Origin of the sequence: Enterobacter cloacae complex sp.6700776, from assembly GCF_048284255.1 — a bacterium.
Taxonomy (GTDB): domain Bacteria; phylum Pseudomonadota; class Gammaproteobacteria; order Enterobacterales; family Enterobacteriaceae; genus Enterobacter; species Enterobacter intestinihominis.
The window spans coordinates 127,312-146,757 of the sequence record NZ_JBLVYK010000009.1; the positions used below are offsets into that span (position 1 = coordinate 127,312).

The 19,446-nt window shown below is 57.3% G+C and carries 17 protein-coding genes and 1 tRNA gene; 11 read left to right on the plus strand and 7 right to left on the minus strand.

All coding sequences use genetic code 11. The annotated features are described in order from the left end of the window. Positions 1–41: 41 nt before the first annotated feature. From ACNQ0T_RS15015 to arcA, 4 genes are all read right to left on the minus strand, one after another. Complete coding sequence (locus tag ACNQ0T_RS15015; protein ID WP_096204524.1) at positions 42–1,445, minus strand: YfcC family protein; 1,404 nt, start codon at positions 1,443–1,445, stop codon at positions 42–44. A gap of 46 nt (positions 1,446–1,491) precedes the next feature. After that, positions 1,492–2,496: an ornithine carbamoyltransferase gene (gene argF / locus ACNQ0T_RS15020; RefSeq protein ID WP_038415176.1), complete on the minus strand. Its 1,005-nt coding sequence runs from the start codon at positions 2,494–2,496 to the stop codon at positions 1,492–1,494. Between the two features lie 129 nt (positions 2,497–2,625). Further along, on the minus strand, positions 2,626–3,537 hold the full coding sequence (arcC, locus tag ACNQ0T_RS15025; RefSeq protein WP_417930203.1) for a carbamate kinase: 912 nt from the start codon (positions 3,535–3,537) through the stop codon (positions 2,626–2,628). Between the two features lie 10 nt (positions 3,538–3,547). After that, positions 3,548–4,768: an arginine deiminase gene (gene arcA, locus ACNQ0T_RS15030; protein ID WP_023305333.1), complete on the minus strand. Its 1,221-nt coding sequence runs from the start codon at positions 4,766–4,768 to the stop codon at positions 3,548–3,550. 675 nt (positions 4,769–5,443) lie between these two features. Here arcA and ACNQ0T_RS15035 point away from each other — a divergent pair. The 5 genes from ACNQ0T_RS15035 (at position 5,444) to ACNQ0T_RS15055 (ending at position 12,256) form a co-directional block, all read left to right on the plus strand. Continuing rightward, the gene (locus tag ACNQ0T_RS15035; protein WP_022646886.1) at positions 5,444–5,896 is read left to right on the plus strand and encodes a YhcH/YjgK/YiaL family protein; all 453 of its coding nucleotides are present in this window, start codon (positions 5,444–5,446) and stop codon (positions 5,894–5,896) included. 238 nt (positions 5,897–6,134) lie between these two features. Beyond that, a complete protein-coding gene (gene yagE / locus ACNQ0T_RS15040; RefSeq protein ID WP_023299196.1) occupies positions 6,135–7,043 on the plus strand; it encodes a 2-keto-3-deoxygluconate aldolase in 909 nt (302 codons plus the stop codon). A 14-nt stretch (positions 7,044–7,057) separates the two neighbouring features. Beyond that, positions 7,058–9,025 (plus strand): xylonate dehydratase YagF, encoded by a 1,968-nt coding sequence (gene yagF / locus ACNQ0T_RS15045; protein ID WP_417930204.1) that lies wholly within the window; start codon positions 7,058–7,060, stop codon positions 9,023–9,025. Positions 9,026–9,251: 226 nt separating this feature from the next. Further along, the gene (locus ACNQ0T_RS15050) at positions 9,252–10,634 is read left to right on the plus strand and encodes an MFS transporter (RefSeq protein WP_157508505.1); all 1,383 of its coding nucleotides are present in this window, start codon (positions 9,252–9,254) and stop codon (positions 10,632–10,634) included. A gap of 11 nt (positions 10,635–10,645) precedes the next feature. Beyond that, positions 10,646–12,256, plus strand: coding sequence for a glycoside hydrolase family 43 protein (locus tag ACNQ0T_RS15055; protein WP_417930205.1), 1,611 nt, complete (start codon positions 10,646–10,648; stop codon positions 12,254–12,256). On the opposite strand, the gene xynR is transcribed toward ACNQ0T_RS15055, so the two are convergent. From xynR to argL, 3 genes are all read right to left on the minus strand, one after another. After that, entirely contained in the window at positions 12,241–13,002 is a 762-nt protein-coding gene (gene xynR / locus ACNQ0T_RS15060) for a DNA-binding transcriptional repressor XynR (protein ID WP_417930206.1), read from the minus strand. The two genes, ACNQ0T_RS15055 and xynR, sit on opposite strands and share 16 nt — an antisense overlap. A gap of 554 nt (positions 13,003–13,556) precedes the next feature. Then, positions 13,557–14,561, minus strand: coding sequence for an ornithine carbamoyltransferase (gene argF / locus ACNQ0T_RS15065; protein ID WP_032625248.1), 1,005 nt, complete (start codon positions 14,559–14,561; stop codon positions 13,557–13,559). After that, the gene (gene argL / locus ACNQ0T_RS15070) at positions 14,531–14,626 is read right to left on the minus strand and encodes a putative translational regulatory protein ArgL (protein ID WP_213083700.1); all 96 of its coding nucleotides are present in this window, start codon (positions 14,624–14,626) and stop codon (positions 14,531–14,533) included. The genes argF (ACNQ0T_RS15065) and argL overlap by 31 nt, the downstream gene beginning before the upstream one ends. A gap of 99 nt (positions 14,627–14,725) precedes the next feature. Between argL and rraB the strand changes: the two genes are divergently transcribed. The 6 genes from rraB to ACNQ0T_RS15100 all read left to right on the plus strand — a co-directional run bounded on the left by rraB (position 14,726) and on the right by ACNQ0T_RS15100 (position 19,293). Beyond that, positions 14,726–15,151 carry a ribonuclease E inhibitor RraB gene (gene rraB, locus ACNQ0T_RS15075; protein WP_017694625.1) on the plus strand — a complete coding sequence of 142 codons (426 nt, stop codon included), beginning with the start codon at positions 14,726–14,728 and terminating at the stop codon, positions 15,149–15,151. A 47-nt stretch (positions 15,152–15,198) separates the two neighbouring features. Further along, complete coding sequence (gene miaE, locus ACNQ0T_RS15080; protein ID WP_180243437.1) at positions 15,199–15,957, plus strand: tRNA isopentenyl-2-thiomethyl-A-37 hydroxylase MiaE; 759 nt, start codon at positions 15,199–15,201, stop codon at positions 15,955–15,957. Between the two features lie 30 nt (positions 15,958–15,987). Continuing rightward, positions 15,988–16,710: a hypothetical protein gene (locus ACNQ0T_RS15085; RefSeq protein ID WP_045307839.1), complete on the plus strand. Its 723-nt coding sequence runs from the start codon at positions 15,988–15,990 to the stop codon at positions 16,708–16,710. A gap of 106 nt (positions 16,711–16,816) precedes the next feature. Next, a tRNA-Leu gene (locus ACNQ0T_RS15090) sits at positions 16,817–16,901 on the plus strand. A gap of 189 nt (positions 16,902–17,090) precedes the next feature. Continuing rightward, on the plus strand, positions 17,091–18,338 hold the full coding sequence (locus ACNQ0T_RS15095; RefSeq protein ID WP_151390998.1) for a tyrosine-type recombinase/integrase: 1,248 nt from the start codon (positions 17,091–17,093) through the stop codon (positions 18,336–18,338). 109 nt (positions 18,339–18,447) lie between these two features. Further along, positions 18,448–19,293: a DUF6387 family protein gene (locus ACNQ0T_RS15100; protein WP_151390997.1), complete on the plus strand. Its 846-nt coding sequence runs from the start codon at positions 18,448–18,450 to the stop codon at positions 19,291–19,293. Positions 19,294–19,446 lie beyond the last annotated feature (153 nt).

A 19,446-nucleotide genomic window follows, 5' to 3' on the forward strand; every position in this document is an offset into this window, starting at 1 on the left:
ACCGATCCGTAGGCCGGATAAGCGCAGCGCCATCCGGCAAATCACAACAAAGCGCCCAGGCTTAACGCCACCATAATCACCACCGTTAAAATCCCCAGCAGCGGCGCGACCCATTTCAGATAACGCACGTAGGGCACGCGGGCGATAGCCAGCCCGCCCATCACGACGGCAGAGGTGGGAGTGATCAGGTTGACGATGCCGGACGCCGACTGGTAAGCCGTAACCACCAGGTCGCGGTTGACGTTAGCGAAATCGGCAAGGGGCGCCATGATCGGCATCGTCAGAACGGCCAGGCCGGACGAAGAAGGCACAAGAAACGACAGCACCACTTCCAGCCAGTACATCACGTTGATGAACGCCACCGTCGACAATCCGGTGACCATTCCCTCGGCGCTGTGCAAAATGGTGTGGGTAATCATGCCCTTATCCATGATCACTACGATACCGCGCGCGATGCCGATTATCAGCGCGACGCCCAGCAAATCTCGCGCGCCGTTGATAAAGGTTGAGGTCAGCTCCTCTTCGCTCATGCGGGCGATCAGCCCGACAATAATGGCACTGGCGAGGAACACCGCCGAAATCTCCGCCATCCACCAGCCCAGCACCGCCACGCCGTAGATCATCACCGCGAAGGCGAGGGCGAAGATCACCAGGATGAGTTTGCGCACCGGGGTAAATTCCAGCGACTGCTCGCCCTTGTTGCCGAGGAAGTGGGCGAGATTCTCTTCCTGTTTATCCGCCACGATCGACAGCGACGGATCCTTGCGCACCTTGCGGGCATAGCGCATTACCCACGCCACGCAGATGATCCAGCCGATCACCAGCAGCGCCAGGCGCAGAGCGATGCCGTTGGTGAAGGGGATCCCGGCGGCGTTGGCGGCGATCACCGTGGCGAACGGGTTGATGGTGGAGCCGAGGGTGCCGATCCCCGCGCCGAGCAGCACGGTGGACGCAGCGACCACCGGATCGAACCGCGCCGCCAGCATCACCGGCACCAGTAAGGTATAGAAGGGTAGCGACTCTTCGGCCATGCCGTAAATCGTGCCGCCTGCGGCAAACAGCGCCATCAGGATCGGGATCATCCACTCTTCGCGGCCGCGCAGTCGGGTGGTGACGCGCTCGATCCCGGCGTCTATCGCCCCGGTTTTAGTGACGATCCCGAGGAATCCCCCGATGATCAGAATAAACAGCGCCACGTCGATCGCCCCGGCCTGGCCGGACTCCGGATCGTACAGCCCGGCAATCGGCGCCATCAGCACGGAGACGAGCCCCTGCGGGTGCGCTGCCACGTGCGCGTAAGTGCCAGCAACCGGCACTTCTTTGCCGAGCGCCTCGTTCATCGCCATATGGTACTGCCCGGCCGGAACAATCCACGTCAGCACGGCAACCACGGCAATCAGAAAAAAGAGAATGGTATAAGCGGAGGGAAATTTGAACTTGCCCATGATGTTCTCCTGAACCCGGCGCACCCCGCGGCGCGCCGGGCGGTGATTAGTCGCCGAGTGTCGCCACCATGACCGCTTTAATGGTGTGCATGCGGTTCTCTGCTTCGTCGAAGACGATGGAGTTCGGGGATTCAAAGACCTCTTCCGTCACCTCCAGCCCCTTCAGGCCGTACGCCATCTCGATTTCGCGGCCCACTTTGGTATGTTCGTTGTGGAACGCCGGCAGGCAGTGCATGAACTTGACGTTCGGGTTACCGGTGGCCTTCATCACGTCCGCATTAATCTGATACGGCTTCATCAGGCTAACGCGCTCGGCCCACGCCTCCTTCGGCTCGCCCATGGAAACCCAGACGTCGGTGTAGAGGAAATCGGTGCCCTGCACGCCTTCTCCCACATCGTCGGTGAGGGTGATGCGCGCGCCGGTCTCTTTGGCGATGGCGCGGCACTGCTCAACCAGCCCGGCCTCCGGCCAGAAGGATTTCGGCGCCACAAGGCGGATATCCATCCCCATTTTGGCTGCGCCGACCATCAGCGAATTACCCATGTTGTTGCGCGCGTCGCCGAGGTAAGCAAAGCTCAGCTCCGGCAGGGTTTTGCCCGGAGAGTGCTCCAGCATGGTCATCAGGTCGGCAAGGATTTGCGTGGGGTGGAACTCGTCGGTCAGGCCGTTCCACACCGGCACTCCCGCGTATTCGCCCAGCTCCTCAACGATGGCCTGGCCGTAGCCGCGGTACTCGATGCCGTCATACATGCGGCCCAGCACGCGCGCGGTGTCCTTCATCGACTCTTTGTGGCCAATCTGCGAGCCGCTTGGGCCGAGGTAGGTGACCTGCGCGCCCTGGTCGAACGCGCCCACTTCAAAGGCGCAGCGGGTGCGGGTGGAGGTTTTTTCAAAGATCAGGGCGATGTTTTTCCCGACCAGGGTTTGCTTTTCGCGCCCGGCTTTTTTGGCCGCCTTCAGCTCGATGGCGAGGTCGATCAGGTACTGGATCTCCGCCGGGGTGTAGTCCAGCAGTTTCAGGAAGTTGCGGTTTTTCAGGTTGATGGTCATGGGTAAATCCTTTTTAAAATTAATGTCTAAGACCTTACCCCTCACCCCAGCCCCCTCCCCAAAGGGGAGAGGTTTTAATCGTCCCCTCTCCCTTTTGGGGAGAGGGTTAGGGTGAGGGGAAATGGGTGCTCAGTTACGAATCAACGTGCCTTTCTCGCCCGCCAGGATCTCCGCGCCGTCGGCCAGCGCGCCGATCCCGGCAATGCCGTTGCAGGCTTCAACAAACTCGCGGCAGGCGGCCACTTTTGGCCCCATCGATCCGGCGTCGAACTGCATGCCTCTGAGCAGTTCCGGCGTGACCTGCGCCAGCGGGCGCTGGGTCGGTTTGCCCCAGTCGAGGTACACCGCGTCGGCATCGGTGAGGATCAGCAGGGCATCGGCCTCGATCTGCCGCGCCAGCAGAGCGGCGGAGAGGTCTTTGTCGATCACAGCCTCAATGCCGCGATAACCGTTGGCGTTTTCCACCACCGGCACGCCGCCGCCGCCGTTGCAGATGACCAGGTGGTCGCGCTGAATAAGCGCCGTAATGGCGTCGCTCTCCACGATGCGCTTCGGCTGCGGAGAGGGCACCACGCGGCGGAAATAGGCCCCGTCGACCTTGAACACCCAGCCTTTTTCCGCGGCCAGCGCTTTCGCCTGGGCTTCGCTGTAGACCGGGCCGATGTACTTGGTCGGGTTGCTGAACGCCGGGTCGGCGGCGTCCACTTCCACCTGCGTGAGCAGGACGCTCACCTCGCGCTGGGGCAGATTGTTTTTCAGCGCCTGCTGGAGCATGTAGCCGATCATTCCCTGGCTTTCTGCACCAAGAACGTCCAGCGGGTAGGGGGTGACGTTGTCGTAGGCGCTGTTTTGCAGCGCCAGCAGCCCGACCTGCGGGCCGTTGCCGTGCACCAGCACCACGCGCCATTGCTCCGTTAAGCCTGCGATGGTGCGGGCGGCCTGCTCGATGTTCTGGCGCTGGATGTCCGCTTCCAGCGGCTCGCCGCGCTTGAGCAGCGCGTTGCCGCCAAGGGCCACAACCAGAGTGGGTTTTCGTTCCATGATGGCTCCTTTAAATTCCGTCGCGTTCCAGTGGGCAGCTCATGCAGCGCGCGCCGCCGCGACCGCGCCCCAGCTCGTCGCCCGGGATCGGCAGCACGGTGATGCCCGCCTTATCGTATTTCTCGTTGGTCCAGACGTTGCGCTCGTAGCCGATCACCACGCCCGGACGGATGGTCAGGACGTTGTTGGCGTCGTTCCACTGCTCGCGTTCGGCTTCAAAGGCATCGCCGCCGGTGGTGATCAGGCGCACCTGGTTAATACCGAGGGCTTTCTCGATGGCGTGCAGCAGGTCGGTTTCCTGGGTACGCAGCAGGCCGCCGCGTCCGTCCGGGGTGAGCGTCCAGCACTGGGCGTCCTTGCGCACCACTTCCGGGTAAACGGAGAAGGTGTCCACGTCGATGTGGGTCATCACGGTGTCGAGGTGCATGCAGGAGCGATGTTTCGGCAGCTCAACGGCGATCACGCGCTCGGCCTGACGATGTTTAAACAGGCTGTTGGCGAGGAACTCCACGCCCTGCGGCGTCGTGCGCTCTGACATGCCGATCAATACCGCCCCGCGGCCAATCACTAATACGTCGCCGCCTTCCAGGGTGGCGTGGTCGTAATTAATATTCTCGTCGCCGAAATACTTAATAAACTCGCCATCGGCAAATGCGGGGTGCCAGCGATATATTGCGCGCAGATTATTGGTTTCGCGCTGACGGGCGGGTTTCGCCATCGGATTAATGGAGACGCCGTTATATATCCAGCAGGAGGTATCGCGGGTAAATAAGTGGTTCGGCAGCGGCTTCATAATAAAATCATTCGCCGTGTGGGTATCGACCACCATATTTTTAATGGCCGCCGGAATTTCACCGTAGGTTAATCCGCCGCTTAATCTGCGCGCCAGTTCCCGGTGCGGCATATCCGCCAGCCAGCCGCGCACGTCGGCGGCAAAGGTTGGTCCCAGGCGATAGTCGGAGATTTGTGTTTCAAGAAGCCAGGCTTTTGCTTCGGCAATATCAAGCGTTTGCGTAAGAAGGTCGGTCAATAGAAGGACTTCCACACCCTGCTCGCGCAGCGTGTTTGCGAAGATATCATGCTCCTCTCCCGCCCGCTCAACCGAGAGCACGTCATCAAATAACAACTCCTGACAATTCGATGGCGTTAAACGTTTAAGACTTAAATTAGGACGGTGCAGCATAACGCTACGCAATTGACCAATTTCAGAACCGACGTAATGCTTTTCCATAATTATTCCTTTAACTGTTTTTCAGAATAAAAAGGGCATGCGCCATGTGATGTGTTTAATTTCATGGCGGCTAAGCTCAATTGATTTCGTGATTCATAGTAGGCGCTTAAATAATGGTTATTGTGACGCTGCTCACGCGAAAACCGATATTGAGCAGTTTATTTTCATTTGCATGATTCGTATCAGATAATGATTAATTTCATATTATTACGGGATGAATAGCTAAGCAGGAACGGGTGCCAATATTTGAGGTTGTTATTGTTTTGTAGAATTACATGCTTTGAAATATTTAGTTATGCTGTTGATTTTAATGAATAAAATTTTTCCTCGAGAATAGCTATGCAATAATGATAGTTAACTATTTTTCACTTAAGAGAAATCGATAAATAATTATGGATTTTTAAAGGAAATAACCGAAGTGATAAAGTGTGATGCAACAACAGGTTTTGTGAGTTACGTTTTAAATTCAGCGAGTTAGATAAGTTGCGTAAAGCTTAGGAAATGAGGTTATGCATAACGACTGCATAAATGCCTTTATGTAATTAACAGTGAATTAACACATTTTCCGATAAACATGCGCTGGCGCAAATCTTGTCTAAAAAGGGCTGGTATGGGAGAGGCGATTCTCGTATAAAAGATAAAAATGAAACAATGTTTTAATTTGAGGGTTGTATCATGATTATTGGCAATATTCATCATCTCCAGTCCTGGCTACCAGAAGAGCTGCGCCAGGCCATTGAGCACGTCAAGGCCCACGTCACCGACGCGACGCCGACCGGCAAGCACGACATCAGCGGCAACAGCCTGTTTTATCTGGTATCGGAGGACATGACCCAGCCGTTCGCCGAGCGTCGCGCTGAATACCATGCACGTTACCTGGATATTCAGATTGTGCTGAAGGGGCAGGAAGGGATGACCTTCAGCACCCTGCCGCACGGCACGCCGGACACCGACTGGCTGGCGGACAAAGACATCGCGTTCCTGCCCGAAGGCGAGCAGGAGAAAACCGTGGTGCTGAGCGAAGGGGATTTCGTGGTGTTTTACCCGGGCGAAGTGCATAAGCCGCTGTGCGCGGTGGGTGCACCTGCTAAGGTCAGGAAAGTGGTTGTTAAGATGCTGGTGGAGTAATTCCTTACCCCTCACCCTAACCCTCTCCCCAAAGGGGAGAGGGGACTTTACCACCCTCGCCCCTTTGGGGAGAGGGCCGGGGTGAGGGGTTAGCGGACATTATGTGATCCAGCTTAAACTTCCCGCACTCCCTCCTCATCTCCCATTTACCTGTGCTTTTTCTCCGTCATAGTATGATCGTTAAATTAATGAACACTGTTCTATAATGTAGAACAAAATGATTCAGCAAGGAGATCACATGCCGCAGTCCGCGTTGTTCACGGGTATCATTCCCCCTGTCTCCACCATTTTTACCGCCGATGGCCAGCTCGATAAACCGGGTACCGCCGCGCTGATCGACGATCTGATCGCTGCGGGCGTCGACGGCCTGTTCTTCCTGGGCAGCGGCGGCGAGTTCTCCCAGCTCAGCGCCGAAGAGCGTAAAACCATTGCCCGGTTTGCGATCGATCATGTCGATCGTCGTGTGCCGGTCCTGATCGGCACCGGCGGCACCAACGCCCGGGAAACCATTGAGCTGAGCCAGCACGCGCAGCTGGCGGGCGCGGACGGCATCGTGGTGATCAACCCTTACTACTGGAAAGTGTCGGAAGCGAACCTGATCCGCTACTTCGAACAGGTGGCCGACAGCGTCACGCTGCCGGTGATGCTCTATAACTTCCCGGCGCTGACCGGGCAGGATCTGACCCCGGCGCTGGTGAAAACCCTCGCCGACTCGCGCAGTAACATCGTCGGCATCAAAGACACCATCGACTCCGTCGCCCACCTGCGCAGCATGATCCACACCGTTAAAGCGGCCCATCCACACTTCACCGTGCTCTGCGGCTACGACGATCATCTGTTCAATACCCTGCTGCTCGGCGGTGACGGGGCGATCTCGGCCAGCGGTAACTTTGCTCCGCAGGTGTCGGTAAATCTTCTGAAAGCCTGGCGGGATAAAGACGTGGCGAAAGCGGCTGAGTATCATCAGACCCTGCTGCAAATCCCGCAGATGTATCAGCTGGATACGCCGTTTGTGAACGTCATTAAAGAGGCGATCGTGCTCTGCGGTCGTCCAATTTCTACGCACGTCCTGCCACCAGCCTCGCCGCTGGACGAGCCGCGTAAGGCGCAGCTGAAAACCCTGCTACAACAGCTCAAGCTCTGCTGAGCCGGACGATAACCATGACCATCGAGAAAATTTTCACCCCGCAGGACGATGCGTTTTATGCCGTCATTACCCACGCAGCGGGGCCGCAGGGCGCGCTGCCGCTGACCCCGCAAATGCTGATGGAATCCCCCAGCGGCAACCTGTTCGGCATGACGCAGAACGCCGGGATGGGCTGGGACGCTAACAAGCTGACCGGCAAAGAAGTGCTGATTATCGGTACTCAGGGCGGCATCCGCGCCGGAGACGGACGCCCGGTTGCGCTGGGCTACCACACCGGACACTGGGAAATCGGCATGCAGATGCAGGCGGCGGCGAAGGAGATCACGCGCAACGGCGGGATCCCGTTTGCGGCCTTCGTCAGCGATCCGTGCGACGGGCGCTCGCAGGGCACGCACGGCATGTTTGATTCCCTGCCGTACCGCAACGACGCGGCGATCGTCTTTCGCCGCCTGATCCGCTCCCTGCCGACGCGCCGGGCGGTGATCGGCGTGGCAACCTGCGATAAAGGGCTGCCCGCTACCATGATTGCGCTGGCCGCGATGCACGATCTGCCGACCATTCTGGTGCCAGGCGGGGCGACGCTGCCGCCGACCGTGGGGGAAGATGCGGGCAAGGTGCAGACCATCGGCGCGCGCTTTGCCAACCATGAACTCTCCTTGCAGGAGGCCGCCGAGCTGGGCTGTCGCGCCTGCGCGTCGCCGGGCGGCGGGTGTCAGTTCCTCGGTACGGCGGGCACCTCGCAGGTGGTGGCCGAAGCGCTGGGTCTGGCGCTGCCGCACTCCGCGCTGGCCCCGTCCGGACAGGCGGTGTGGCTGGAGATCGCCCGCCAGTCGGCGCGGGCGGTGAACGAGCTGGATAACCGCGGCATCACCACGCGCGATATCCTTACCGATAAAGCTATTGAAAACGCGATGGTGATCCACGCGGCGTTCGGCGGCTCCACCAATTTACTGCTGCACATTCCGGCCATCGCCCACGCGGCGGGCTGCACTATTCCGGACGTTGAGCACTGGACACGCGTTAACCGCAGGGTGCCTCGCCTGGTAAGCGTGCTGCCCAACGGCCCGGACTATCATCCGACCGTGCGCGCGTTCCTCGCGGGCGGCGTGCCGGAGGTGATGCTCCACCTGCGCGATCTCGGCCTGCTGCATCTTGATGCCATGACCGTGACCGGCCAGACGGTCGGCGAGAACCTCGACTGGTGGCAGGCGTCCGAGCGCCGGGCGCGCTTCCGCCAGTGCCTGCGCGAGCAGGACGGCGTGGAGCCGGATGACGTGATCCTGCCGCCGGAGAAAGCAAAAGCGAAAGGGCTGACCTCGACGGTCTGCTTCCCGACGGGCAACATTGCGCCGGAAGGATCGGTAATCAAGGCCACGGCGATCGACCCGTCGGTCGTCGGTGAAGATGGCGTTTACCGCCACACCGGCCGGGTGCGGGTGTTTGTCTCGGAGGCGCAGGCGATCAGGGCCATCAAGCGGGAAGAGATTGAGCAGGGCGATATCATGGTGGTGATCGGCGGTGGACCGTCCGGCACCGGCATGGAGGAGACCTACCAGCTCACCTCCGCGCTCAAACACATCTCGTGGGGCAAAACGGTGTCGTTAATCACCGATGCGCGCTTCTCGGGCGTGTCGACGGGCGCCTGCTTCGGCCACGTGTCGCCGGAGGCGCTGGCGGGCGGGCCGATTGGCAAGCTGCGCGACAACGACATCATTGAGATTGCGGTGGACCGCCTGACATTAACAGGCAGCGTAAACTTTATCGGTACTGCGGACAACCCGCTGACGCCGGAAGAGGGCGCGCGCGAGCTGGCACGGCGGCAGGTGCATCCGGACCTGCACGCTCACGACTTTTTGCCGGACGATACCCGGCTGTGGGCGGCATTACAGTCCGTGAGCGGCGGCACCTGGAAAGGCTGTATTTATGACACCGATAAAATCATTGAGGTAATTAACGCCGGTAAAAAAGCGCTCGGTATTTAATTATTTTGTGAGAGAAAAACGTCTGCGGAAAATAGTCCGCGGGCGGTTTTTACGTGTCTGCAATTTACCAATTTAAACAATAAGTTGCGATATATCGTTGACGTCACAAAAGCGAAATAACGTAATACAGAAATAAGATATGAGCATTGCTGGTTAATTGAACAGCTCATTACACTCCATTAACACGATGTTGTAATTCAGCACACTACATAAGGGTGTAATTCTGATGACGCAATTAACCATGAAAGACAAAATTGGCTACGGGCTGGGTGACACCGCCTGCGGCTTCGTCTGGCAAGCCACGATGTTCCTGCTGGCCTATTTCTACACCGACGTGTTTGGCCTCTCCGCGGGCATTATGGGGACGCTGTTTTTAGTCTCCCGCGTGCTCGACGCCGTGACCGACCCGCTGATGGGGCTGCTGGTAGACCGCACCCGCACGCGGCATGGCCAGTTTCGCCCGTTCCTGCTGTGGGGCGCCATCCCGTTCGGCATCGTCTGCATGCTGACCTTCTACACGCCGGACTTCTCCGCGCAGGGCAAAATCATCTACGCCTGCGTGACCTATATTCTGCTGACTCTGGTCTACACCTTCGTTAACGTCCCGTACTGCGCCATGCCGGGCGTCATTACCGCCGACCCGAAAGAGCGTCACGCCCTGCAGTCCTGGCGCTTCTTCCTGGCGGCGGCGGGGTCGCTCGCCATCAGCGGCATCGCGCTGCCGCTGGTCAGCATCATTGGCAAAGGCAACGAGCAGGTGGGTTATTTCGGCGCCATGTGCGTGCTGGGGCTGAGCGGCGTGGTGCTGCTCTACGTCTGCTTCTTTACCACCAAAGAGCGCTACACCTTTGAGGTGCAGCCGGGTTCGTCAGTGGCGAAAGACCTTAAGCTGCTGCTGGGCAACAGCCAGTGGCGCATCATGTGTGCCTTCAAGATGATGGCGACCTGCTCCAACGTGGTGCGCGGCGGGGCGACGCTCTACTTCGTGAAATACGTGATGGATCACCCGGAGATGGCGACCCAGTTTTTACTCTACGGCAGCCTCGCCACCATGTTCGGCTCGCTCTGCTCCTCCCGTCTGCTGGGCCGCTTCGACCGCGTTACCGCCTTCAAGTGGATCATCGTCGCTTACTCGCTGATTAGCCTGCTGATTTTCGTCACCCCGGCGGAGCACATCGCGCTGATTTTTGCCCTCAACATTCTGTTCCTGTTCGTCTTTAACACCACCACGCCGCTGCAGTGGCTGATGGCCTCTGACGTGGTGGATTACGAGGAGAGCCGCAGCGGACGCCGCCTCGACGGGCTGGTGTTCTCCACCTACCTGTTCAGCCTGAAGATTGGCCTGGCAATTGGCGGGGCGGTGGTGGGCTGGATCCTGGCGTACGTCAACTACTCCGCCAGCAGCAGCGTGCAGCCGGTTGAGGTGCTGACCACCATCAAAATTCTGTTCTGCGTGGTGCCGGTGGTGCTCTACGCGGGCATGTTCATCATGCTGTCGTTCTACAAGCTCACCGACGCCCGCGTGGAGGCCATCAGCCAGCAGCTGATCAAGCACCGCGCGTTGCAGGGCGAGGCCGTTCCCGACGCTGCGACAGCCGCATCCCATTAACCGGAGGCATTATGGAAATCACTAACCCGATCCTGACCGGCTTCAACCCGGACCCGTCCCTCTGCCGTCAGGGCGAGGACTACTACATCGCCACCTCGACCTTCGAGTGGTTCCCGGGCGTGCGCATCTACCACTCCCGCGATCTAAAAAACTGGTCGCTGGTCAGCACCCCGCTGGACCGCGTGTCGATGCTGGACATGAAGGGCAACCCGGACTCCGGCGGCATCTGGGCACCGTGCCTGAGCTACGCCGACGGGAGGTTCTGGCTGCTCTACACCGACGTGAAGATTGTCGACTCGCCGTGGAAAAACGGCCGCAATTTTCTCGTCACCGCGCCGTCCATCGAGGGGCCGTGGAGCGAGCCGATCCCGATGGGCAACGGCGGGTTCGATCCCTCCCTGTTCCACGACGACGATGGCCGCAAATACTACCTCTACCGCCCGTGGGGGCCGCGCCACCACAGCAACCCGCACAACACCATCGTGATGCAGGAGTTTGATTCGCAGACTGGCACGCTCTCGCCCGAGCGCAAAACGCTGTTTACCGGCACGCCGCTCTGCTACACCGAAGGGGCGCATCTTTATCGCCACGCGGGATGGTACTACCTGATGGTGGCCGAGGGCGGCACCAGCTACGAGCACGCCGTCGTGGTGCTGCGTTCAAAAAATATCGACGGGCCGTACGAGCTGCACCCGGACGTGACGATGATGACCAGTTGGCACCTGCCGGAGAACCCGCTGCAAAAGAGCGGTCACGGCTCGCTGCTGCAAACCCACACCGGGGAGTGGTATATGGCCTACCTCACCAGCCGCCCGCTGCGCCTGCCCGGCGTGCCGCTGCTGGCCTCCGGCGGGCGCGGATACTGCCCGCTGGGGCGCGAGACCGGCATCGCCCGCATTGAATGGCGCGACGGCTGGCCTTACGTGGAAGGCGGCAGGCACGCGCAACTGACCGTGAAAGGCCCGCAGATGGCGGAGCAGCCTGCAGCCGTTCCGGGCATCTGGCGGGACGATTTCGACGCCAGTTCGCTTGACCCGGAACTGCAGACCCTGCGCATTCCGTTCGACGATACCCTCGGCTCGCTTACCGCCCGCCCGGGCTACTTACGGCTCTACGGCAACGACTCGCTCAACTCGACCTTTACCCAGTCGACCGTGGCGCGCCGCTGGCAGCATTTCACCTTCCGGGCCGAGACGCGGATGCAGTTCTCGCCGGTCCACTTCCAGCAGAGCGCGGGGCTGACCTGCTACTACAACAGCAAAAACTGGAGCTACTGCTTTGTGGACTACGAGGAGGGGCAGGGGAGAACCATCAAGGTGATCCAGCTCGACCACAACGTGCCGTCATGGCCGCTGCACGAGCAGCCGATTCCGGTGCCGGAACAGGCCGAGAGCGTCTGGCTAAGGGTGGACGTGGATAAACTGGTCTACCGCTACAGCTACTCGTTCGACGGCGAGACATGGCATACCGTGCCGATCACGTATGAGGCGTGGAAGTTGTCGGACGACTACATCGGCGGGCGCGGCTTCTTTACCGGTGCGTTTGTGGGACTGCACTGCGAGGACATCAGCGGCGACGGCTGCCACGCGGACTTCGACTACTTCACCTACGAGCCGGCATAGCCCAGTGCGCGTGAGAGCTCGAGCCCGGCCTGCTGAAGCTGCTCGCGGAAATTAGCCAGCTCGGCGTCGTCCACGCGCGAGGTCAAGGTCGACAGGCTCAGGGCGGCAATCACGCGGGATTCGTGGTTCCACACCGGCACCGCCACGCAGCGCACGCCCTGCTCGTTCTCTTCGCTGTCCAGGGCATAGCCCTGCTCGCGGGTCTGCGCCAGAGCGGCCATTAATGCTTCGCGAGAGGCGAGGGTGGAAGGGGTATAGGTGGTGTACTGATAGCCCTCCAGCAGGGCGTTCAGCTCGGCCTCGCCCAGCCAGGCAATCAACACTTTGCCGATGGCGGTGGCGTGAACCGGCAGGCGGCGGCCGATCCGCGAATAGGCGATGGCGGCCAGCTTGCCTTCAATCTTCTCGATATAGACCCCTTCACGACCGTCCAGGATCCCCAGATGGGTGGTCTGCCCGGTCCGCTGGGACAGCTCCGTCAGCCAGCCTTTCGCCTTCTGGCGAATATCGATGGAGCCCACGACGAAATGACCGCGCTCAACCAGCTTCATGCCGAGGCGATATTTGCCGTTCTCCGGGTTCTGATCGATATAGCCGTGAAGCTGGAGGGTTTTCAGCAGCGAGTGGAGGGTACTCTTGCTCAGCCCCATCAGTTTGCTGATGTCGGTGATCTTAAGCTCGGTGGCCTGCTCGTTGAACAGGTCGAGGATCTGCAACGCACGTTCAACAGACTGAATAATCGGCATAATGCTGGCATGTCCACGCTGGAATGAAGGCGAAAACGTACCTTTTTCAGGGTGAAAAATCAATGAAATGGCGCCGGTTTGCTCCCTCTCCCCGTGGGAGAGGGCCGGGGTGAGGGCATAAGGCCGCAGCGTTGCCTGATTCGCCCGGCGGCGCTACGCTTGCACGGGCCTACGGGTTGTGTTTTCTCCCTCTCCCTGTGGGAGAGGGCCGGGGTGAGGGCACCAGGCCGCATCGTCGCCTGATTCGCCCGGCGGCGCTGCGCTTGCACGGGCCTACGGGCTGGGTGTTCTCCCTCTCCCCGTGGGAGAGGGCCGGGGTGAGGGCACCAGGCCGCATCGCCGCCTGATTCGCCCGGCGGCGCTACGCTTGCACGGGCCTACAGGTTGGGTGTTCTCCCTCTCCCCGTGGGAGAGGGACGGGGTGAGGGCACCAGACCGCATCGTCGCCTGATTCGCCCGGCGGCGCTGCGCTTGCACGGGCCTACGGGCTGGGTGTTCTCCCTCTCCCTGTGGGAGAGGGCCGGGGTGAGGGCACCAGACCGCAGAGGAGTCAATCACTCCCCAAGCGTCGCCACCATCACCGCCTTAATCGTATGCATCCGGTTTTCCGCCTGGTCGAAGACGATACTCGCCGCCGACTCAAACACCTCGTCCGTCACCTCCATCCCGCCGTGCAGGTCGAACTCCTTCGCCATCTGCTTGCCAAGCGTGGTCTGGTCGTCATGGAACGCGGGCAGACAGTGCAGGAACTTCACGTTCGGGTTGCCGGTCAGCGCCATCATTTGCGCGTTCACCTGATACCCCCTCAGCAGCGCAATCCGCTCCGCCCACTTCTCTTTGGCTTCGCCCATCGACACCCAGACGTCGGTATAGATAAAGTCCGCGCCCTTCACGCCCGCCGCCACGTCTTCCGTCAGGGTGATTTTCCCGCCGTGCTTTTCCGCTAGCGCACTGCACTCCGCCACCAGGCTCTCTTCCGGCCAGCAGGCTTTCGGGGCCACCAGGCGTAGATCCAGCCCGGTCAGCGCCGCCGCTTCCAGCATCGAGTTGCCCATGTTGTTGCGCGCGTCGCCCGCGTAGACCAGCGTCATCTCGTTAAACGCCTTGCCCGGCAGGTGCTCCTGCATGGTCAGCAGGTCCGCCAGCAGCTGCGTCGGGTGAAACTCGTTGGTCAGCCCGTTCCACACCGGCACGCCCGCGTACTGCGCCAGCGTTTCGACCACTTCCTGGCCGTGGCCGCGATACTGAATGCCATCGTACATCCGCCCGAGCACCCGTGCGGTATCCTTAATTGACTCTTTATGCCCAATCTGGCTGCCGCTCGGCCCTAACCAGGTAACGCGCGCGCCCTGGTCAAATGCGGCAACTTCGAAAGAGCAACGTGTACGGGTTGAGTCTTTTTCGAAGATGAGCGCGATGTTTTTTCCAGTAAGCTTTTGTACTTCCTTGCCATTTTTTTTATCGGCTTTGAGCTGTGCGGCAAGAGTCAGCAGAGAAGTGAACTGTGCAGGGGTAAAGTCGAGCAATTTCAGAAAGTGTTTCTTGTACAGATCAGACATTTTATCCTCGCATGGCGAACGCCACTTATTGAATTAAAATTCACTTTATATGTGTAATTATTCATTTGCAACCCCGTTTCACAAATCTTTCCAACAAAGGTGGAGGCAAACCCGTCCGTGTGTGAAAATAGAAGTATCTGCCGCACTTTAAAGAGGATTGACCCATGGCAAACCCGGAATTACTGGAAGAGCAACGCGAAGAGACGCGTCTGATTATTGAAGAACTGCTGGAAGACGGTAGCGATCCGGACGCGCTGTACACCATCGAACACCATTTCTCTGCGGACGACTTTGAAGCGCTGGAAAAAATGGCCGTGGAAGCCTTCAAGCTGGGTTACGAAGTGACCGAGCCGGAAGAGCTGGAAGTGGAAGAGGGCGACACCGTCATCTGCTGCGACATCCTGAGCGAAGGCGCGCTGAAGGCGGAGCTGATCGACGCGCAGGTCGAACAGCTGATGAACCTGGCCGAGAAGTTTGAAGTGGAATACGACGGTTGGGGAACCTACTTCGAAGATCCGAACGGTGAAGACGGCGAAGAAGGCGACGACGAAGATTACGTCGACGAAGACGACGACGGCGTGCGTCACTAAGCGTTTCAGGCGGTGGCGCGCGCCACCGCTTTTTTCAAGGCAGAACCATGGATTACCCGCAGATACTCGCCCCCGTACTCAACTTCCTCCAGTGCCCGACCCCGCAAGCATGGATTGATAAAGCCCGCGACCCGGCGAACCTGCCGCTGCTGCTCACCGACCACATGGTGTGCGAGCTCAAGGCCGCCCAGACTGCGCTATTACTCGTGCGTAAATACGTCGCCGACGAAAGCGGTGCCGACGCGCTGCTCGACTGGCTTAAACCCTACGAACTTTTCACCTTCCGCGACGGCCCGGAGCCGGACTTCATCGCCCTGCACAGGCAGATTGGCAAAAGCGTGATGCCCAAAACCGACGACCCGTGGGGACAGGCGCTCATCGACAGCATGGTGCTGCTGATTAAAGAGGAGCTGCACCACTTCTGTCAGGTGCGCGAGGCGATGCTGGCCCGCGACATTCCGTACGTCAAAATCACCGCCAGCCGCTACGCCAGAGGGATGCTGAAGGAAGTGCGCACCCACGAACCGCTGACGCTGATCGACAAGCTCATCTGCGGGGCCTACATCGAAGCCCGCTCCTGCGAACGCTTCGCCGCGCTGGCCCCGTTCCTCGACGATGACTTACAGAAGTTCTATCTCTCGCTGCTGCGCTCGGAAGCGCGCCATTATCAGGACTACCTGACGCTGGCCCAGCAGGTGAGTGACGACGATATCTCACCGCGCATACAGCATTTTGGCGAAATTGAAGCCACACTTATCTCGACACCGGACAACGAGTTTCGCTTCCACAGCGGCGTGCCGGTGTAAACCGGCATAACTCAAGGATAAGGATGCGAGATGAATAAAACGTGGACCCGTATTGTGATTATCGTCATTGCGGCTGCCGCCGTGGCGTTCTGGGTGTTTTTCGACAGGCAGCGCGCCCCGGAACGGCAGATGGATAACGCCCTCAACGCGATGCCCGCCTGGCAGGTGATTAAGGAGCAGGAGCCCGCGCTGCATCAGCGCATCCTCGACCAGATGGCCGCCCTGCAAAAAGCGGGCGAGCCGGAGCAGCAGATTATCGACACCATCCAGCCGCAGATCCTGCATCTGCAGATGTCGCGCCTGCAAAACGCCCCGGACGCCAACGTGGTGAACTACATGACCATCAACATGGAGCAGACCGCCGCCATCCAGAAGGTGAGCGACGACGCCTGCTTCCGCTTCCTCTACCCGATGGTGAAGGGCGGCATCAACCCGATGCGCATGCTGGATAAAGATTTGATGGCGCGGCGCATGCAGGCCGATGCGGACATGATGCGCGCGGCCTACGGCAAAAACCGCCACACCGTGACCCAGGCCGAGCGTGAGGCGGCCGTCGAGGATGTCCGACCGATTATGAAGCAACTTGCCGATCAGTACGGCGAGGACATCCAACTGCTGCAGATGCCGGAGAAGGCGGCGGGCAAAGAGAAGCTCTCCTGCGATATGGTGCAGGAGATGTGGGCAAAGGTGCTGGCGCTGCCGGAGCAGAAGGCGGCAGGGGTGATTCGGCTGGCGGTGTCTGAGCTGGAGTGACGAAGGGCGCTGGTTTTTTGGGCACTTAGCGCGGGTTTCGCGCGTCGTCGCTTGCATGGCGGCGCGCGACAGGTATAATCCACAACGTTTCCGCATCCCCTTCAGTGCCGAAGTGGCGAAATCGGTAGACGCAGTTGATTCAAAATCAACCGTAGAAATACGTGCCGGTTCGAGTCCGGCCTTCGGCACCATACAAAGTTTTTTTCAAGTCTACTAACGTCTACTTTAGTCCATAAAAACAGTAAGTTAAGTAGTTTTCTAGCTTTTCTTAGTCTGTCTACGTCTACTCAATTCTTTGAACATGTACCAACTGATGATGGTATAACTGATGGTATTCTCGGTTCGATTGATTTTGGTACCAACACTGGAGGTATCAACTGATGGCTCTCACCGATATCAAAGTTAGGACTACCAAGCCCTCTGACAAACCCTTCAAACTTACTGATGGGCAGGGTATGCACCTGCTGATCAACCCCAATGGTTCAAAGTACTGGCGACTCCAATACCGTTTCGGGGGCAAACAGAAAGTTTTAGCGTTAGGGGTTTATCCTACGACTTCTCTCGCTGATGCTCGCAGAAAGCGTGATGAAGCTAGGAAGCTCATTTCCAACGATATCGATCCTTCTGAGAAAAAGAAGGAAGACAAGATTGAGCAAAGTGGGGCACTGACTTTCGAAGCTGTCGCCAGAAACTGGCATGCAACAAATAAAAAATGGTCGGAAGATCATAGAAAACGTGTACTAAAAAGTTTGGAAGATAACCTTTTCCCTTCTATTGGCAAACGTAACATTGCTGATCTGAAGACTTGTGATCTTTTGGTTCCGATTAGGGTTGTTGAGATGTCTGGGCGCATTGAGGTTGCTTCCCGCCTTCAGCAACGTACAACTGCAATTATGCGCTACGCTGTTCAAAGTGGCTTACTCGACTACAATCCGGCACAAGAGATGGCTGGCGTTGTATCAACGGCTAAACGCATTCATCGTCCCGCCTTAAATTTTGATCGTATTTCTGAACTGTTGGGGTATATCGAATGCTATAAGGGGAGAAAGCTGACCAAACTAGCTGTCCAGCTTACTCTGTTGGTATTTATCCGTTCAAGTGAACTACGTTTTGCCCGTTGGTCAGAAATCGATTTTGAAAATGCAATGTGGACTATCCCTGCGGAACGAGACCCACTACCTGGCGTGAAGCACTCTCATCGTGGTTCTAAGATGCATACACCCCACCTTGTCCCGTTAAGCCGCCAGTCACTTAAAGTGCTGGAAGAAATTCGAGAAATCAGTGGTGATCGTGAGTTGGTTTTCATTGGCGATCATGATCCACGTAAACCTATGAGTGAAAATACGGTAAACAAAGCGCTACGTGCTATGGGCTATGATACGAAAGTAGACGTTTGTGGGCATGGCTTCAGAACTATGGCGTGTAGTTCGTTGATTGAGTCAGGCTTGTGGACAAAAGATGCAGTAGAGCGGCAGATGAGTCATGTGGAACGTAATTCTGTGCGAGCGGCTTATATCCATAAGGCTGAGCATTTGGATGAGCGTAGATTGATGTTGCAATGGTGGGCCGACTATCTTGATATTTTGCAAGTGCGGTACGTATCTCCATTTGATTTCAAAAGGGCATAGTTCCAAAAAGTTAAATTCCTGTCAAAATGCCTCCTGCTTAGGCAGGAGGGTTTTCCATTTTCTACGTAACAGCATATGATATGGTGATGTATCATTCATGGTAGATAATATGAAAAACTGGAAACCTGAACATAACAAAGAAATTCAGACTTGGTTTAATATAGATACTTATCGTCGTTTCGAAGAACTCACTCTGATTAGGTTCTACCATGAATTGTGGGCGCGCACATTGTTCTTTAAAAGTTACAGGGAAAATTTTGAATCTAGGGCTTTGATGGGCTATTTTGAAAAAATCTTTAGTGGTATCCCGTTTCTGATTGAGGAAAAGCAACTCAGCTATATGACCCCGGATAACCGTTTGTTTCAGCCGCCCCATTTCTTTCTGACTACTCTTGAACGATTGGCTGAAATAAGTATCATCGCTATGCAGCGGGGGAATTATGTGTGGCATGGTGATGACGGGTATTCCATCAATGGAGAGGTTCAGGAAGAAGCTCTCATAGAAAGTTTGCCTGATCAATTCGAAAAAACAATTATGCTGGAAATTGATCTCTCAAGTGGTACAGACGAAGAAATTGCAGAATCACTCAAAGCAGCATTACCACAATGGCGTAAGTACATGGAAATAGATGAGAACCCATTAAACTCGGTTCGTTTCGGCTATGGGACAATCAAGAAGCTTATCAATTATCGCATCATACCTATGCTTGATATCCTAGTTTGGGCTGAAATAAAAAAGGTTCGGATCTCTGACGACAGACTATCTAGGATACTATATACAGACGACGACGCAGAAAGTGAAATTAGACTACCCCAGCAGATCAAGGATACTGACCGACCTCTTGCTCTTAAATCTTGCACGATTGATTTTATCAGGCAATTTCATTTTTTCATGAATAAGAATGATTTTTTGAAGGAAATAAAGGTAGCTGATGTAATAAAATTAACAGATTGATAGTTATCTTATCGGTTTTATTGGGTAGGCGGGCTTAAATGTTAGCATAAAGTTTTTTCAAAATTAATGATGGAAACAGATAGTTATAATTTTGTTCTCTTGGTGAAAAGTATTAGTTTCCTGAAATTACGTGTCAGATTTTTTAATTTTAAT

Bases quoted from the DNA above. Each gene is read 5' to 3' on its own strand.
- ACNQ0T_RS15015 (WP_096204524.1), bottom strand. From the start codon at position 1,445: ATGGGCAAGTTCAAATTTCCCTCCGCTTATACCATTCTCTTTTTTCTG.
- argF (WP_038415176.1), bottom strand. From the start codon at position 2,496: ATGACCATCAACCTGAAAAACCGCAACTTCCTGAAACTGCTGGACTAC.
- arcC (WP_417930203.1), bottom strand. From the start codon at position 3,537: ATGGAACGAAAACCCACTCTGGTTGTGGCCCTTGGCGGCAACGCGCTG.
- arcA (WP_023305333.1), bottom strand. From the start codon at position 4,768: ATGGAAAAGCATTACGTCGGTTCTGAAATTGGTCAATTGCGTAGCGTT.
- ACNQ0T_RS15035 (WP_022646886.1), top strand. From the start codon at position 5,444: ATGATTATTGGCAATATTCATCATCTCCAGTCCTGGCTACCAGAAGAG.
- yagE (WP_023299196.1), top strand. From the start codon at position 6,135: ATGCCGCAGTCCGCGTTGTTCACGGGTATCATTCCCCCTGTCTCCACC.
- yagF (WP_417930204.1), top strand. From the start codon at position 7,058: ATGACCATCGAGAAAATTTTCACCCCGCAGGACGATGCGTTTTATGCC.
- ACNQ0T_RS15050 (WP_157508505.1), top strand. From the start codon at position 9,252: ATGACGCAATTAACCATGAAAGACAAAATTGGCTACGGGCTGGGTGAC.
- ACNQ0T_RS15055 (WP_417930205.1), top strand. From the start codon at position 10,646: ATGGAAATCACTAACCCGATCCTGACCGGCTTCAACCCGGACCCGTCC.
- xynR (WP_417930206.1), bottom strand. From the start codon at position 13,002: ATGCCGATTATTCAGTCTGTTGAACGTGCGTTGCAGATCCTCGACCTG.
- argF (WP_032625248.1), bottom strand. From the start codon at position 14,561: ATGTCTGATCTGTACAAGAAACACTTTCTGAAATTGCTCGACTTTACC.
- argL (WP_213083700.1), bottom strand. From the start codon at position 14,626: ATGAATAATTACACATATAAAGTGAATTTTAATTCAATAAGTGGCGTT.
- rraB (WP_017694625.1), top strand. From the start codon at position 14,726: ATGGCAAACCCGGAATTACTGGAAGAGCAACGCGAAGAGACGCGTCTG.
- miaE (WP_180243437.1), top strand. From the start codon at position 15,199: ATGGATTACCCGCAGATACTCGCCCCCGTACTCAACTTCCTCCAGTGC.
- ACNQ0T_RS15085 (WP_045307839.1), top strand. From the start codon at position 15,988: ATGAATAAAACGTGGACCCGTATTGTGATTATCGTCATTGCGGCTGCC.
- ACNQ0T_RS15095 (WP_151390998.1), top strand. From the start codon at position 17,091: ATGGCTCTCACCGATATCAAAGTTAGGACTACCAAGCCCTCTGACAAA.
- ACNQ0T_RS15100 (WP_151390997.1), top strand. From the start codon at position 18,448: ATGAAAAACTGGAAACCTGAACATAACAAAGAAATTCAGACTTGGTTT.